The following is a 14712-nucleotide window of genomic DNA, read 5'->3' as shown; positions in this document are numbered from 1 at the left end:
CCTCCGCCCCGGGCTCCCCGGGCCGGGAACCCCGGGCCGCCCGGGTCAGGCCCCGCGGATGCGGTGCCAGAGCGCCTGCGGCTGCTGCCGCCGCTCCCGGCGCCGCTCCTGGTACCGGTCGAGCGACTCCGCCAGCATCTGCGACCGCCGCTCGACGTCCAGCTCGTCCAGCAGCCGGTCGATGTTGGCCAGCAGCGCGCCCTGCAGCTGCCACCGGTCCGGCCGCCGCCGCATCTCCTCCACCAGCAGCCGGGCGATCCGCTCCCGGGCCGCCCGCCCGTCCAGCAGGGCCTGCGCCAGCTCCTCCTCGGCCCGCTCGGCGCTGGCCGACACCTGGGCCGTGATGAGCCGCCCGAAGCCGTCGACGGCCCGTGCCACGTCGTTCAGCAGCTCGCAGAGCGGGGCGGCCACCTCGTCCGGGTAGACGCCGCCCTCCTCGCCCTCCCTCTCGATCGCCAGGTCGGCCAGCGACCGGCACAGGGTCCGCAGCACCACCGCGCAGATCTCCAGGGTGTCCAGCCCGCTGCGCAGGACCAGCCGGGCCAGTTCGCCCTGCCGGACCCGCGGGTTGAGGCGGGTGCTCTCCTCGGCCCGGGACAGCTCCCCGTCGATCCGGACGATGTCCTGGTCCAGCCGCCGGGCCTCGTGCAGCCACCCCACCGCCTCCTGCCGGTTCACCTGCGCGGTCCGGCAGCTGATGTCGGTGAGGAGCCTGTGCATGCGCCCGGCCAGGTCCTCGATGGCGGCGCTCGCGGGCTGCACGAAGACGGGCGGCGCGAGGACGAGGTTCAGCACGGTGCCGACCACCGCGCCGATCACGGTCTCCGCCACCCGGACGTAGGCGGTCTCGGTCACGTGCGTCACGCCCAGCACGAGCATGCCGCTGATCGCGACCTCGGGGACGTACTCCTCGACCCGCAGCACCCGGCCCAGCACCAGCGACGCCAGGATCAGCAGCCCCAGGCTCCACCAGGTCAGGCCCACCAGCTCGCTGAACGCCACCGCGATCAGCACGCCCGCGACCACGCTGACCACCCGGCGCATGCCGTTGGTCAGCGTCGCGTACAGGGTGACCTGGACGACCAGCAGGGCGGTGAGCGGGGCCAGCAGCGGGGCCGGGTCGCTGGTCAGGCGCAGCGCCGCCACGTAGGCCAGCACCGCCGCCACCGTGGAGCGGAAGGTCTGCACGACCACCGGGTCGTTGCGCCGCCGCAGGACGTGCGTCATGCGCTCGGGGACTTCGGGCACCTGGACCTGTCTCCGTCGGTTCCGGGGGGTTCGGGGGGACGCGGCCTGCCGGCGTCGGCGGTACTCATTCCCGCCGCGCCCCCCGGTACACGCCCCGCGCCCCGCTGCACGCCCGCCGGTGCACGGGCGCAGGGGTGCACGGGCGCATCCCCGCAGCAGGTCAGTCCGCGTAGACGACGGTCACCGGGGCGTGGTCCGACCAGCGCTCGCCGTGCACGGCGGCGCGCTCGACCCGTGCGGAGAGCGCCCGCGCCGCCAGTCCCGGGGTGGCGACCTGGTAGTCGATGCGCCAGCCCGCGTCGTTGTCGAAGGCCCTGCCCCGGTAGGACCACCACGAGTACGGCCCGGGCGTGTCGGGGTGCAGGCGGCGGACCGTGTCCACGTACCCGGCCTCGTCGAACACCCGGGTCAGCCAGGCGCGCTCCTCGGGGAGGAAGCCGGAGGACTTCTGGTTGGCCCGCCAGTTCTTCAGGTCGGCCTCCCGGTGGGCGATGTTCCAGTCGCCGGCCACCAGGACCTCGCGGCCGTCCGCCTCCGCCTTCGCCCGCAGGTCGACCAGGTGGACCAGGAACTCCGCCATGAAGCGCTCCTTCTCCTCCTGGCGCTCGGTGCCGACCTCGCCCGAGGGCAGGTAGAGGCTGGCGACGGTCAGCCCGGGCAGGTCGATCTCGGCGTAGCGGCCCGAGGCGTCGAACTCGGCGGAGCCGAAGCCGGTCCGCCGCCGCTCCGGCTCCTGCCGGGAGAGCAGCGCGACGCCAGCCCGCCCCTTGGCGGAGGAGGGCGCCCACAGCGTGTGCCAGCCCTCGGGCTCGCGGACGGCGGCCGGCAGCTGGCCGGGTTCGGCGCGGACCTCCTGGAGGCAGACGACGTCCGCCTCGGTGGCGGCCAGCCACTCGGTGAAACCCTTGCCCGCGGCGGCGCGCAGGCCGTTGACGTTGACGGTGGAGACGACGGTCACCGCCGCAGGCTATCCGGCGCGGGACGGCCCGGGCGAACCGCCGCGGCCGGGCGCACCCCGCGCGGCCCGGCCGCAGGGCGCGCCCGGCCTGCGGGCGCGCCCCCCGGGAACGGCCGCACGCCCCCGGACGGCCGGCCCTCCGGCAGCCCGGTGCCCCGGCCGCCGCTTCCGCGGCCGGGGCACCCGGTGCGCATGCGCCCCCTCTCTCAGACCCGGGTCTCCGGGTGGGCGGGCCGGTGGCGCATCGACCCGGCGCGGCCGGAGCCCCGGCGCCCGCCGGCCAGGACGCCCGAGGCCAGGGCGAGCAGCAGGGCCACCGCGCCCGTGACGACGTTGTTCACGATCGTCTTGGTGGTGTCGACGTTGCCCGACACCACCCACGGGGAGATGATCGTCCAGACGCCGATCAGCGCGGCGCCCCACGCCATGCCGTGGGTGCGCTCGAAGGCGGGCCCGAAGCCGCACATCAGCAGGGCGTAGGCGATGCCGGCGACCAGGTTGCAGACGGTCAGCGTGGTGAGGCCGTTGAAGCCCGTGATCCACGGCGAGAGCGCCAGGTACAGGCCTGTGACCAGGCCGAGGGCCTCGATCCCCTGGGCGCGCGGCGTGCTCGCCGCCTGCTCGTACCGGGCGCGCATCTCCATGATGTCCGGGTGGTGCTCCATGCTCGACGGGGAGGACACCACGACCACCTCCTGAGGGGGAAGACAAAGGGTCGTGCGGGCGTGCCGCCGTCCCGGGAGCCCCCGGAGCCGCACGGCTGCGCCCCCGTCATGCTGAAAGCGTATGCCTGTCTGTTTTGCGGATGAATAAGGCTTTGGTCTCGATTGGGCGGCGATCGGTCCGACCGGGTGGGCCATAGGTCCCGGTCCGGTGTCCGCCCCGCGCCCACCCGCCCGTCCCGCACCTGCCGGCCGCCTTCCGGGCCCGGCCGCCGCCCGTGCGGAACGGCGGCCCGCCTGCCCGCCCGTCCCGCACCGGCCGCCCGCCGGGTCAGCGGCCGCGGTCGTCGACGATCCGGCGGATCTTGCCGACCGACCGCTCCAGCGACTCCGGCTCCACCACGGCCACCTCCACGGTCACCCCCACCCCGTCCTTGACCTGCCGGGCGATGGCCGCGGCGGCGGCCGCGCGCTGCTCCGGCCCGGTGCCGGGCCGGGCCTCGGCCCGCACGGTCAGCCGGTCCATCCTGCCCTCGCGGGTCAGGTGGAGCTGGAAGTGCGGCGCCACGCCCGGGGTGCGCAGCACGATCTCCTCGATCTGGGTGGGGAAGAGGTTCACCCCGCGCAGGATGACCATGTCGTCGCAGCGGCCGGTCACCCGCTCGATCCGGCGGAAGGCGCGGGCGGTGCCGGGCAGCAGCCGGGTGAGGTCGCGGGTGCGGTACCGGACGACCGGCATCGCCTCCTTGGTGAGGGAGGTGAACACCAGCTCGCCGCTGCTCCCCTCGGGCAGCACCTCGTCGGTGACGGGGTCCACGACCTCCGGGTAGAAGTGGTCCTCCCAGACGTGGAGCCCGTCCTTGGTCTCCACGCACTCGCTCGCCACGCCCGGCCCCATGACCTCGGAGAGGCCGTAGATGTCGACGGCGTGGAGGTCCATGCGCTCCTCGATCTCGCGGCGCATCTCCTCGGTCCACGGCTCCGCCCCGAAGACGCCGATCCGCAGCGAGGTGGAGCGGGGGTCCACGCCCTGCCGCTCGAACTCGTCGAGCAGGGTCAGCATGTACGAGGGGGTCACCATGACGACCTCGGGCTCGAAGTCCCGGATGATCTGCACCTGGCGGGCGGTCATCCCGCCGGAGGCGGGGATGACGGTGCAGCCCAGGCGCTCGGCGCCGTAGTGGGCGCCCAGGCCGCCGGTGAACAGGCCGTACCCGTAGGCGACGTGCACCTTGTGCCCCGGGCGGACGCCGGCCGCCCGCAGCGAGCGGGCGACGACGTCGGCCCAGGTGGAGAGGTCGCGCTCGGTGTAGCCGACGACGGTGGGGCGGCCGGTGGTGCCGCTGGAGGCGTGGACGCGGCGCACGTCGGCCATCGGCACGGCGAACATGCCGAAGGGGTACGAGTCGCGCAGGTCGGCCTTGGTGGTGAAGGGGAAGCGGGCGAGGTCGGCCGGACTGCGGCAGTCCTCGGGGTGCACGCCCGCCGCGTCGAAGGCGCGCCGGTAGTGCGGCACGTTCGTGTAGGCGTGCCGCAGCGTCCATCGGAGGCGGTCCAGCTGGAGGGCGGCCAGCTCCTCCGGGGACAGCCGTTCGCCCGCGTCCAGCAGCGCCCGTTCGGGGGCCCGGCCGAGCCGGCGGGGGGACGCGGCCGTGGGGGCACCGCTCACCGTGGGTCCTTCCCGGTCCGGGCGGCTCCGCCGCCGTCCGCCGGGCCGGATTCCGCACCGACCGAATGGTAGGTCGGTTGATGCGGTCGAGTAATCCAGCATCGGCGGCCCCTGTCAAGGGGTGCCGCGTCCCCGGCCGGGGAGGCCGGGCGCGTCAGTGCGCCGGGTGGGCGGCGGCGCCCCCGCTCCAGGGCGGGGGCCGCCGCGACGGGGCGGCGGCCGGGGTCGCGGCGGGCGGGTCCGCGGGGCAGAGGCGGACGGTCCCGCAGTTGCCGCAGGCCCATCCGCCCGTGGGGCCCTGGCGCATCATCGAACCGCAGTTGGGGCAGGTCATCGGGTGCACGGCGCCGCCCCCGGTCCGGGCGGCGCCTCCCTCCTTCGGTGGGGAAGCGGCCGCCGTCCCGTCGGCCGGTGGGGGCCGGGGGGACGGCGGTGCCGAAGTTCGGTGTGCACGGGTAGACGGTTCGTGCGCCCCTGCGGTTCGACCGTGCCGCCCGCCTGTTCGCGCGAGGGGGCGTATGCGCGGCCCCGCGGGCCCCGGGCCGGGCCTTGCCGTCCCCGCCCGGCGCACGGCGCGCCCCCGGACCCCGTCCGGGAGGCGCCCCCGGTCGCGGCGCCGCGCCGCAGGCGGCCGGCTGCGGCCCGGGACGAGGCCGGTCCTCCGCCCCGCGGTGGACCGCGCCGGGTCCCCTCCCCGCCCGCCGACGGGCGAAAAGGGGCCCGTGCGCGCCTGACCGACGCGCCCGGTCGGGCGTGGCCCGGCGCGCGTCGGGCCGGGCCCCGCCGAGGGGCCCGGCCCGGGGCGGTCAGCTCAGCTGGCGGGTCGCCGTGGGCCGCCGCAGCGCCTGGTGGCCGCCGGACGCGAGCATCCGCACCTCGCCGCCGCCGCTGATCTCGGCCAGGACGATCCCCGTGTCGTCGGAGTACACCGGATGGCCGCCCGGTCCGGTGGAGCTCGTGCGGTGGACCACCACGATGTCGTCCTCCGACGGGTCCTCGCCCGGTCCGGCGTGCTGGAAGATCAACTCATAGCGTTCGGTCTCCACGGCGCCTCCTCCTCGGGACTGTCGGGACAGAATCGGACGAAGTGCTCATACCCTGCATCGCGCCGCGGACCCGCACCGCTTTCCGCGGGCCGGGATCCGGCTCCCCCGGAGGGGGCTCAGGCGCCGAAACCCCAGGAGACGCCGCCGTGCGCGGCCACCAGGACGGCCAGGACCGCCAGGTCGGCCACGCCGAGCGCCAGGCCGAGCAGGGCCCGGCCGCGCCGGGCGGTTCCGCGCAGCAGGGCCGCGGCCGCCAGGGCCACGGCGAAGGGGCCGAGCACCAGGTTGAAGAAGAAGAGTCCGAGCAGTCCCAGGACGAAGGAGGCGACGGCGGCGCCGTCCGCGTCGCGGCGCCGGGCGCCGGGGGAGGGGGCCGCCGGGGAGGGGGCCGCAGGCGGGGCGTCCGCGGGGGAGGGGGCGGGGCGGTGGGCGAGGTCTTCCATCGTTCGGCCTTCCTGGATCTGGAGGCGGTTCACCGGTGGCGCCTGCGGGCGGCGCGCTCCCGTGCCGCGAAGACGGCGAGCCACACCCCGATCAGGGCCCCCGCGATCAGGACGACGGGGGTGGTGGCGTAGCCGGCGGCGCCGATCAGCAGGCCGGTGAGGACGACGAGGACGGCGAGGAGGGTCATGGGAGGCCTTTCCCGTGAGACGGCCTGACGGTCCGGTGGGGAATTCGGACAACACTTGTTCACCGAGTTTCCAGCGTACACTCGGCCCCATGGGCAAACAGTCGTTCACCGCATGAGATGGGCCACACCCCGGGGGTCAGACAGGCCCGCAAGGAGCAGACCCGCCGCGCCCTGATGGGCGCCGCGCTGCGGCTGCTGGAGCACCAGGGCCTCAGCGGCCTCGGCCTGCGCGAGGTCACCCGCGAGGCGGGCATGTCGCCGGCCGCCTTCTACCGGCACTTCCCCAGCGTCGAGGAGCTCGGCGCCGCCCTGGTGGAGGAGGCGTTCGGCAGCCTCCACGCCATGCTGCGCGCCACCCGCGCCGAGCAGGCGGGGACGGACGAGGTCATCCGGCGGTCCGTGGAGGTCACCGTCCGCTACGTGGGCCTGCACCGCGCCCACTTCCGCTTCCTGGCGCGGGAGCGGTACGGCGGGGTGCGGGCCGTCCGGGAGGCCGTCGCCGTCGGCTTCCGCCTCTTCTCCGACGAGCTCGCCGCCGACCTCGCCGCCCAGCCGGAGTCCGCCGGCTGGGCCGAGGCCGACGTCCGGATGCTCGCCGACCTCTTCGTCGACCTCATGGTGGCCACCGCCGCCGCCCTGCTGGAGGTCCCGCCGGGCGACCGCGCCGCCGAGGAGCTCGTCGCCGACACCGCCCGCCGCCGCCTGCGGCTGATCAGCCTCGGCCGCCGCCACTGGCTGGAGGCCTGACGGACCCTCACCCCCCGTCTCCCGCCGCTCCGCCCCCGCCGCCGCCGTCCGCACCCGCGCCCGCCCGTCCGCCCGGACGCGTCCGGCCCCGCCCGCACGTGCGGCGGGCCGCCGCCCGGACCCCCGGCCCGGACGGCGGCCCGCCGCCACCCGCTCAGCCCAGCGCGAGCACCGAGCGGAGCGCCGCCCCCAGCTCCCGCCCGGGGTCGGCCGCCGCCGACGGCGCCCGCCAGGCCACGAACCCGTCCGGCCGCACCAGCACCGCGCCGTCCGGCCCCGTCCCGTACAGCTCCGCCCAGTCCGCGCCCGGCTCCGGCGCCAGGTCGTGCTCGGCGCCGCCGCCCACCCGGTACCGGTCCAGCGGCACCCCGGCGGCCTCGGCCGCCCGCTCCCCGGCCTCGTGCCACGCCTGCCCCTGCGGCCCGCTGAGCAGCACCATCGACCGCTCGAACAGGTCCAGCAGGGACACCCGGGTCCCGTACCGGTGGCACCACAGGTGCGGCGCCCGGGTGCCCGGCTCGCCGGTCGGCGCGAACCGCTCCGGCAGCACCGGCGCCGCCGGGTCCGCGCCCGCGAGCGCGCCCTCGGTGTACCGGTAGCCCAGCACCACGCTCAGCACGTTGGCGCGCCGGCCCCCGGCGCTCGGGTTCACGTCGTACCCGGGGTGCTGGTGCTCGGCCGACCGCGCCGAGGCCCGGGCGGCGGTGGCCCGCGCCACCGGCCGCCGCTCGGCCCCGTAGCTGTCCAGCAGTCCCGGACCGGCCCAGCCGTCCAGCACGGCGGCCAGCTTCCACGCCAGGTTGTGGGCGTCCTGGATGCCCGTGTTGGAGCCGAACGCGCCCGTCGGTGACATCTCGTGGGCCGAGTCGCCGGCCAGGAAGACCCGCCCCTCGGAGTACCGCTCGGCCACCCGCTCGGCCGCGTGCCAGGGCGCCCGGCCGGTGATCTCCACCTCCATGTCGGGGATGCCCGCCGCCGCCCGGATGTGCCGCACGACCCGCTCGTCGGTGAAGGCCTCCAGCGTCTCGCCCCGCTCCGGGTGCCAGGGGAGGTGGAACACCCACTCGGCCTCGTTGTCGACCGGCAGCAGCGCCCCCTCGCCCTCCGGGTCCGTCAGGTAGCAGACGATGAAGTGCCGTCCGGCGACCGCGTCCGCCATCCGCTTGGCGCGGAAGGTCACCGACACGTTGTGGAAGAGGTCGCCGGGCCCCTCGTGCCCGATGCCGAGCCGCTCGCGCACGGGGCTGCGCGGGCCGTCCGCCGCCACCAGGTACCGGGCCCGCACCGTGCGGCGCTCCCCGGTCGCCCGGTCGAGCAGCTCCGCCGTCACCCCTTCGGGGTCCTGCTCGAAGCCGGTCAGCTCGGTGGAGAAGCGCAGGTCGCCGCCGAGCTCGCGGGCGCGGCGCAGCAGCACCGGCTCCACGTCGTTCTGGCTGCACAGGCACCAGCGGCTGGGGGAGAAGCGGGCCAGGCCGCCGCCCGGGTCGATCTCCCGGAACAGCCACTCCTCCGGACCGCCGGTCAGCGTGCCCGCCTGGAGGATGCCGTGGTTCTCCTCCAGGACGGAAGCCGCCTCGCGGACCGCCGGCTCGACGCCCGCCGTGCGGAGCAGCTCCATCGTGCGGACGTTGTTGCCGCGTCCGCGGGGGTGCACCGAGGTGCCGGCGTGCCGCTCCACCAACAGGTGCCGCACCCCCAGCCGCCCCAGGAAGAGGGACGCGGACAGCCCCACCAGGGAGCCCCCCACGACCAGGACGGGAACCTCTTCGTCGACCTTTGCCTTCATCATCTCTCCAGCGCGCGTGCGGATGTCCGGGGAACCGCGGCGCCGCCGGGCCCGGAACGCACCGCCGCCGTCGGCGGCGCCTGGCCTTCTCCATGCCCGTTTCCCGACGGTCGGTCACGGTGTTCGCCCATATGGACCGTGGACGTGCCGCATCCGCGACGCGGGGTGACCATCGAACTCGGGCCGCGCCACGAACCGCTGCGCGACCGGCCTCCCCGAAGGGAATGCCCACATGACCGCCCTGTCCGAATCCTCCGCCCCGCCCGCACCCGCGGACCGCGACTCCGCCCGGCTGCGGGTCGTCCTCTTCTGCGACATCAACGAGGGTCAGCAGCAGCGCTTCCTCGACGCGTACGAGCACATGCGCCACGAGGTCGCCGCCGTCCCCGGCCACATCAGCGACCAGCTCTGCCAGTCGATCGACGAGCCCACCAAGTGGCTCATCACCAGCGAGTGGGAGAACGCCGCCAGCTTCCTCGACTGGGTCGACAGCCCCGACCACATCGAGATGGTCAAGCCGCTGCACGGCTGCGTCCGCGACACCCGGTCGCTGCGCTTCACCGTCGCCCACCAGACCGGCTCGCCCTGCACCGCGGAGTCCGGCTGCCGGCTCGGCGGCCGGGCGGCGGCGGCCCTCTCCGACCGGGGCGGGCAGGCCGGGGGCGCCGCGGGTGCGGGCACCGGCCTGCAGGAGCGCCCCGCCGGCGCCGGCCGGCCGCAGGGCGGCCCCCAGCGCGGCGGCCCCCAGCACGGCGGAGCGGCCCAGCACGGCGGAGCGGCCCGCCACGGCGGTGTGGTGCGCCACGCGCTGACCTTCACCGTGAAGCCCGGCACCGAGCAGGCCGTCGCGGGCATCCTCGCCGGCTACCGCTCGCCGCAGGCCCGCGTCGACGAGGACACCCGCCTGCTGCGCACCTCCCTCTTCATGCACGGCAACCGGGTCGTGCGCGCCGTCGAGGTCGAGGGCGACCTCGCCGCCGCGCTGCGCCACGTCTCCCAGCAGCCCGAGGTGCGCGCCGTCGAGGAGGCGATCAACCCCCACCTGGAGCAGCCCCGCGACTTCGCCGACCCGGCGTCCGTCCGGTCCTTCTTCGCCCGCGCCGCCCTGCCCGCCGCCCACCACGCCGAGGCCCCCGACGCCGACCGCGCCGAGGTCCGCCGCCGCGCCCTGCTCTACCCGGTGCGCCGCGGCTGCGCTCAGGTCGCGGCGAAGCTGCTGGCCGGCCACGACGAGCAGGCCGTGCGGAACCCGGACGGGCCGCTGGTCCGCTCCACGGTCTTCCAGCGCGACGACCTCGTCGTCCGGGTGGTCGACGTCCGGGCGAACGCCCCCGAGGACCCGGCCGCCGTCGCCGGCGTGGGCCGCGGCCCGGCCGCCGCCGAGCTCACCCACCTGCTGGAGCCCGGCGAGGACCTGCTGCTGTCCACCGCCGAGGGCCTGCGACGCTTCCTCGCCGCCTACGACCTCGCCCTCGTCACCGACCGCGCCTCGCAGGGCTCCTGACCCCGTGCGGGCGCCCCTCCCCCCTCCCTTCCCCCTCCTCTTCCTTCCCCCCACGGATCCCGCTGCGGATCCCCTCACGGAGGCAACGGCCATGACCGCCACCCCCCCTCGGATCGTCGACCTGCACGAGATCGAGCCCAACACCCGGCGCGGCGGCGACCTGCGCGCCATGCTCACCCCCACCACCGTCGGAGCGACCAGCGGCTTCATGGGCGTCGCCCTGGTGCAGCCCGGTGACCGCATCGGCGAGCACTACCACCCCTACTCCGAGGAGTTCGTCCACGTCGTCTGCGGCGCCCTGGAGGTCGACCTGGACGGCGTCACCTACGCCCTCGCCCCGGACCAGGGCCTGATGATCCCCCGCAACATGCGCCACCGGTTCCGCAACGTCGGCCGCGTGGAGGCCCGCATGGTCTTCCACCTCGGCCCGCTGGCGCCGCGCCCCGAGCTCGGGCACGTCGACACCGAGGACGAGGCCGGGCAGGACCGGCAGCAGGCCGACCGGGCGCAGTCCGTCGAGGCCCGCGCGTGAACCGGCGGGTTGCGGTCACCGGATTGGGCGTCGTCGCACCCGGGGGCGTGGGGGTGCCGGCGTTCTGGGACCTGCTCACCGCCGGCCGTACCGCGACCCGCGGTATCACGCTCTTCGACCCGGAGGGGTTCCGCTCCCGCATCGCCGCCGAGTGCGACTTCGACGCGGCGGCGTGCGGGGTGGACCCGCGCCGGGCCGGGCGCGCCGACCGGTACGTGCAGTTCGCGCTGGCCGCCGCGGGCGAGGCCCTGCGCGACTCCGGCCTGGACACCTCCCGCGAGGACCCCTGGCGGATCGGCGTCTCGCTGGGCACGGCCGTCGGCGGCACCACCCGCCTGGAGCACGACTACGTCGCCGTCTCCGGGTCGGGCCAGCGCTGGGCGGTGGACCACCTGCGGGCCGGCCCCCACCTGCACCGGGCGTTCTCGCCCAGCGCGCTGGCCTCCGAGGTCGCCGAGGACGTCGGCGCCCACGGGCCGGTCCAGACCGTCTCCACCGGCTGCACCTCCGGTCTGGACGCCGTCGGCTACGCCTTCCACGCCATCGAGGAGGGCAAGGCCGACGTGGTGGTGGCCGGCGCCTCCGACTCGCCCATCTCGCCGATCACGGTGGCGTGCTTCGACGCCATCAAGGCCACCTCCACCCGCAACGACGACCCGGCGCACGCCTCGCGCCCGTTCGACGCGGACCGGGACGGCTTCGTGCTCGGCGAGGGAGCGGCGGTGCTGGTGCTGGAGGAGCTGGAGCACGCGCGGCGCCGCGGCGCCCGCGTCCTGTGCGAGATCCGCGGCTTCGCCACCTTCGGCAACGCGTACCACATGACCGGGCTCACCCGGGAGGGCCTGGAGATGTCGCACGCCATCGACACCGCGCTCGACCACGCGCGGATCGACCCCGGCGAGGTCGACTACGTCAACGCCCACGGCTCGGGCACCCAGCAGAACGACCGCCACGAGACCGCCGCGGTCAAGCGGTCGCTCGGCGCGCACGCCTACGAGACCCCCATGAGCTCCATCAAGTCCATGGTGGGCCACTCGCTGGGCGCGATCGGCGCGATCGAGCTCGCCGCCTGCACCCTGGCGCTCTCCCGGGGCGTGGTGCCCCCCACCGCCAACTACGAGACCCCCGACCCCGAGTGCGACCTGGACTACGTGCCCCGCACGGCCCGCGAGGCGCCGCTGCGCACGGTCCTCTCGGTCGGCAGCGGGTTCGGCGGGTTCCAGTCCGCGGTGGTCCTGCAGCGCGACGAGGGCCGGCGGCGCAGCGCCGTGCGGGCCGACGGGAGGACGGCATGAGCAGCGAGCGGCGGGCGGTGGTGACCGGCATCGGCGTGGTCGCCCCCAACGGCATCGGCGCCGACGCCTTCTGGAAGGCGACCCGGGAGGGCGTCTGCGTCCTGGACCGGGTCTCCCGCGAGGGCTGCGAGGAGCTGCCGCTGCGGGTCGCCGGCGAGGTCCGCGGCTTCGACCCGCAGGAGGCGGTGGAGTCCCGCTTCACCGTGCAGACCGACCGGTTCACCCACTTCGCGATGGCGGCGGCCGACCTCGCGCTGGCCGACGCCCGGCTGGAGACCGGCGGCGGCTCGCCGTTCGACGTCGGGGTGGTCACCGCGGCCGGCTCCGGCGGCGGCGAGTTCGGCCAGCGGGAGCTCCAGCAGCTGTGGGGCAAGGGGCCCCGGTTCGTCGGCCCCTACCAGTCGATCGCCTGGTTCTACGCGGCCAGCACCGGCCAGATCTCCATCCGCGGCGGCTTCAAGGGCCCCTGCGGGGTGCTCACGAACGACGAGGCCGGCGGCCTGGACGCCCTCGCCCACGCCCGCCGCGGCATCCGGCGCGGCGCCCGGGCGGTCGTCGTCGGCTCCGCCGAGGCGCCGCTGGCCCCGTACTCGGCGGTCTGCCAGCTCGGCTACGAGGAGCTGAGCCGCTCCGGGGACCCGGCCCGCGCCTACCTGCCGTTCACCGGCGACGCCTGCGGGTTCGCCCCCGCGGAGGGCGGCGCGATGCTCGTCCTGGAGGAGGAGGGGGCCGCCCGCGGGCGCGGCGCGGCCGTCCGCGCCGTCGTCGCCGGGCACGCCGCCACCTTCACCGGCACCGACGGCTGGCAGCGCTCCCGCGAGGGGCTCGCGCACGCCGCCCGCGCCGCCCTGGCGGAGGCGGGCTGCGCGCCGGAGGAGGTCGACGTGGTCTTCGCCGACGCCCTCGGCGTCCCGGAGGCCGACCGCGCCGAGGCCCTGGCCCTGGCCGACGTCCTCGGCCCGCGGGCCTCCCGGGTCCCGGTCACCGCGCCCAAGACCGGCACCGGCCGCGCCTACTGCGGCGGACCGGTGCTCGACACGGCCGCCGCCGTGCTGGCCATGGAGAGCGGGGTGGTGCCCCCCACGCCGAACGTCGTGGACGTCGCCCACGACCTCGACCTGGTGACCCGCACCGCCCGTCCCGCCGAGCTGCGCACCGCGCTCGTGCTCGCGCGGGGACTGATGGGCTGCAACGCCGCGCTCGTCCTGCGCCGCGGCAGCGGCACCGACCGGCCGTGACCGGGGCCGCAGCGCCCCGCCCCCACGGCCGCCACCTGCGAAGGAGAACCCCCTGATGAACGATTCCCTGACCTTCGGCGACCTGGCCACGCTGATGAAGTCCTGCGCGGGCGTCTCCGTCGACCCCGCGGAGATGGAGAGCCGTCCCGCCGCGACCTTCGAGGAGTTCGGCCTGGACTCGCTCGGCCTGCTCGGCGTCGTCGCGGCGCTGGAGAACCGCCGCGGCGCCCCGATCGGGCCCGGCGCCGAGTCCTGCAGGACGCCCCACGAGTTCCTGGCCCTGGCCAACGACCGCCTGGCGGCCTGACCGGCCCGGCCCGCCGGTCCCGTCAGTCCCGTCAGTCCCGTCAGTCCCGTCCGGTACCGGTGCACCCCGCCCGGTACCGGGGGGGCCGGTCCCCATGGGGCCGGCCCGCAGCACCCGACCCTGGAGCAGCGCACATGTCCGCAACCGTCGGCCACACCGACAACGAGATCGTCATCGCCGCCCCCCTCGACCTCGTCTGGGAGGTCACCAACGACCTGGAGCGCTGGCCGCAGCTCTTCAGTGAGTACGCCTCCGTCGAGGTGATGGAGCGCAGGGGCGCGAAGACCACCTTCCGCCTCACCATGCACCCCGACGAGAACGGCAAGGTGTGGAGCTGGGTCAGCGAGCGCGAGCCCGACCCCGCCACGCACACCGTCACCGCCCGCCGCGTCGAGACCGGGCCGTTCCGCCACATGGACATCCGCTGGGAGTACCACCAGGTGGCCGACGGCACCCGGATGCGGTGGATCCAGGACTTCGCCATGAAGCCCGAGGCCCCCGTCGACGACGCCTGGATGACCGACAACATCAACCGCAACTCGCGGATCCAGATGGAGCTCATCCGGGACAAGGTCGAGAAGGAGGCCCGCGAGCGGGGCGTCGACCCGGCCCCCGCCGCCAGCCGCTGAGCCCCGCTGAACCCTGCGGCGCCCCCGCCGCAGCCCCGCACCACGCGCCGGGCCCGGCCGACGGCGGACCACCGCGCCGTCGGCCGGGCCCGTCCCGGCACGCTCCGCCCCCGAGGAGGAACCCTCCGTGTACCGCTCCCTCATCGTCGCCCGCATGAAGCCCGACTCCGCCCCCGACATCGCCGAGGTCTTCGCCGCCTCCGACCGGGGCGAGCTGCCGCACCTGATCGGGGTGCGCGGCCGCAGCCTCTTCCAGTTCGGCGAGCTCTACATGCACCTCATCGAGGCCGACCGGCCCCCGGGCCCCGAGGTGGCGAAGCAGGTCCGCCACCCCGAGTTCCGGGAGGTCAGCGAGCGGCTGCTGCCGTTCGTCTCCGCGTACGACCCCGCGACCTGGCGGGAGCCCAAGGACGCCATGGCGTACGAGTTCTACCGCTGGGAGCGGGACGCCTGACCGGGC

16 protein-coding genes are annotated in these 14712 nt (G+C 76.0%); 8 read left to right on the top strand and 8 right to left on the bottom strand.

From position 1 onward, the window contains the following. Nucleotides 1-45: 45 nt before the first annotated feature. The 7 genes from LO771_RS01615 to LO771_RS01585 form a co-directional block, all read right to left on the bottom strand. The gene (locus LO771_RS01615; protein ID WP_230647544.1) at nucleotides 46-1248 is read right to left on the bottom strand and encodes an aromatic acid exporter family protein; all 1203 of its coding nucleotides are present in this window, start codon (nucleotides 1246-1248) and stop codon (nucleotides 46-48) included. Nucleotides 1249-1408: 160 nt separating this feature from the next. Beyond that, nucleotides 1409-2206, bottom strand: a complete 798-nt coding sequence (locus LO771_RS01610) for an exodeoxyribonuclease III (protein WP_230647542.1) — start codon at nucleotides 2204-2206, stop codon at nucleotides 1409-1411. 206 nt (nucleotides 2207-2412) lie between these two features. Further along, entirely contained in the window at nucleotides 2413-2871 is a 459-nt protein-coding gene (locus tag LO771_RS01605) for an SPW repeat protein (protein WP_230647928.1), read from the bottom strand. A 328-nt stretch (nucleotides 2872-3199) separates the two neighbouring features. Beyond that, complete coding sequence (gene paaK, locus LO771_RS01600) at nucleotides 3200-4537, bottom strand: phenylacetate--CoA ligase PaaK (protein WP_230647540.1); 1338 nt, start codon at nucleotides 4535-4537, stop codon at nucleotides 3200-3202. A gap of 806 nt (nucleotides 4538-5343) precedes the next feature. Further along, complete coding sequence (locus LO771_RS01595; protein ID WP_230647538.1) at nucleotides 5344-5583, bottom strand: DUF6296 family protein; 240 nt, start codon at nucleotides 5581-5583, stop codon at nucleotides 5344-5346. Nucleotides 5584-5699: 116 nt separating this feature from the next. Then, nucleotides 5700-6026: a hypothetical protein gene (locus tag LO771_RS01590; protein WP_230647536.1), complete on the bottom strand. Its 327-nt coding sequence runs from the start codon at nucleotides 6024-6026 to the stop codon at nucleotides 5700-5702. Between the two features lie 29 nt (nucleotides 6027-6055). After that, nucleotides 6056-6214: a hypothetical protein gene (locus tag LO771_RS01585; RefSeq protein ID WP_230647534.1), complete on the bottom strand. Its 159-nt coding sequence runs from the start codon at nucleotides 6212-6214 to the stop codon at nucleotides 6056-6058. A 117-nt stretch (nucleotides 6215-6331) separates the two neighbouring features. On the opposite strand from LO771_RS01585, the gene LO771_RS01580 reads away from it, so the two are divergent. Further along, the gene (locus LO771_RS01580; protein WP_230647532.1) at nucleotides 6332-6961 is read left to right on the top strand and encodes a TetR family transcriptional regulator; all 630 of its coding nucleotides are present in this window, start codon (nucleotides 6332-6334) and stop codon (nucleotides 6959-6961) included. Nucleotides 6962-7115: 154 nt separating this feature from the next. Here the strand turns inward: LO771_RS01580 and LO771_RS01575 are convergent, their stop codons facing one another. Further along, nucleotides 7116-8747 (bottom strand): FAD-dependent monooxygenase, encoded by a 1632-nt coding sequence (locus LO771_RS01575; RefSeq protein WP_230647927.1) that lies wholly within the window; start codon nucleotides 8745-8747, stop codon nucleotides 7116-7118. A 232-nt stretch (nucleotides 8748-8979) separates the two neighbouring features. On the opposite strand from LO771_RS01575, the gene LO771_RS01570 reads away from it, so the two are divergent. The 7 genes from LO771_RS01570 (at nucleotide 8980) to LO771_RS01540 (ending at nucleotide 14706) form a co-directional block, all read left to right on the top strand. Beyond that, nucleotides 8980-10251 (top strand): SchA/CurD-like domain-containing protein, encoded by a 1272-nt coding sequence (locus tag LO771_RS01570; protein WP_230647530.1) that lies wholly within the window; start codon nucleotides 8980-8982, stop codon nucleotides 10249-10251. Nucleotides 10252-10342: 91 nt separating this feature from the next. Further along, entirely contained in the window at nucleotides 10343-10783 is a 441-nt protein-coding gene (locus tag LO771_RS01565; RefSeq protein ID WP_230647528.1) for a cupin domain-containing protein, read from the top strand. Next, the gene (locus LO771_RS01560; protein WP_230647526.1) at nucleotides 10780-12078 is read left to right on the top strand and encodes a beta-ketoacyl synthase; all 1299 of its coding nucleotides are present in this window, start codon (nucleotides 10780-10782) and stop codon (nucleotides 12076-12078) included. The genes LO771_RS01565 and LO771_RS01560 overlap by 4 nt, the downstream gene beginning before the upstream one ends. After that, the gene (locus LO771_RS01555; RefSeq protein WP_230647524.1) at nucleotides 12075-13316 is read left to right on the top strand and encodes a beta-ketoacyl synthase N-terminal-like domain-containing protein; all 1242 of its coding nucleotides are present in this window, start codon (nucleotides 12075-12077) and stop codon (nucleotides 13314-13316) included. The genes LO771_RS01560 and LO771_RS01555 overlap by 4 nt, the downstream gene beginning before the upstream one ends. Nucleotides 13317-13371: 55 nt before the next feature. Further along, nucleotides 13372-13623, top strand: a complete 252-nt coding sequence (locus LO771_RS01550; RefSeq protein ID WP_230647522.1) for an acyl carrier protein — start codon at nucleotides 13372-13374, stop codon at nucleotides 13621-13623. A 134-nt stretch (nucleotides 13624-13757) separates the two neighbouring features. Next, a complete protein-coding gene (locus LO771_RS01545; protein ID WP_230647521.1) occupies nucleotides 13758-14252 on the top strand; it encodes an SRPBCC family protein in 495 nt (164 codons plus the stop codon). Between the two features lie 127 nt (nucleotides 14253-14379). Beyond that, on the top strand, nucleotides 14380-14706 hold the full coding sequence (locus LO771_RS01540; RefSeq protein ID WP_230647519.1) for a TcmI family type II polyketide cyclase: 327 nt from the start codon (nucleotides 14380-14382) through the stop codon (nucleotides 14704-14706). Nucleotides 14707-14712: the final 6 nt, after the last annotated feature.

Source organism: Streptacidiphilus sp. ASG 303 (assembly GCF_020991365.1).
Lineage (GTDB): Bacteria > Actinomycetota > Actinomycetes > Streptomycetales > Streptomycetaceae > Peterkaempfera.
The sequence above is the reverse complement of the archived record's forward strand: the minus strand, read 5'-3'. Positions and strand labels throughout refer to the sequence as shown.

Excerpts from the sequence above, each read along its gene's own strand:
- LO771_RS01580 (WP_230647532.1), top strand. The coding sequence starts at position 6,332 with ATGGGCCACACCCCGGGGGTCAGACAGGCCCGCAAGGAGCAGACCCGC.
- LO771_RS01575 (WP_230647927.1), bottom strand. The coding sequence starts at position 8,747 with ATGAAGGCAAAGGTCGACGAAGAGGTTCCCGTCCTGGTCGTGGGGGGC.
- LO771_RS01605 (WP_230647928.1), bottom strand. The coding sequence starts at position 2,871 with ATGGAGCACCACCCGGACATCATGGAGATGCGCGCCCGGTACGAGCAG.
- LO771_RS01590 (WP_230647536.1), bottom strand. The coding sequence starts at position 6,026 with ATGGAAGACCTCGCCCACCGCCCCGCCCCCTCCCCCGCGGACGCCCCG.
- LO771_RS01555 (WP_230647524.1), top strand. The coding sequence starts at position 12,075 with ATGAGCAGCGAGCGGCGGGCGGTGGTGACCGGCATCGGCGTGGTCGCC.
- LO771_RS01570 (WP_230647530.1), top strand. The coding sequence starts at position 8,980 with ATGACCGCCCTGTCCGAATCCTCCGCCCCGCCCGCACCCGCGGACCGC.
- LO771_RS01545 (WP_230647521.1), top strand. The coding sequence starts at position 13,758 with ATGTCCGCAACCGTCGGCCACACCGACAACGAGATCGTCATCGCCGCC.
- LO771_RS01585 (WP_230647534.1), bottom strand. The coding sequence starts at position 6,214 with ATGACCCTCCTCGCCGTCCTCGTCGTCCTCACCGGCCTGCTGATCGGC.
- LO771_RS01565 (WP_230647528.1), top strand. The coding sequence starts at position 10,343 with ATGACCGCCACCCCCCCTCGGATCGTCGACCTGCACGAGATCGAGCCC.
- LO771_RS01550 (WP_230647522.1), top strand. The coding sequence starts at position 13,372 with ATGAACGATTCCCTGACCTTCGGCGACCTGGCCACGCTGATGAAGTCC.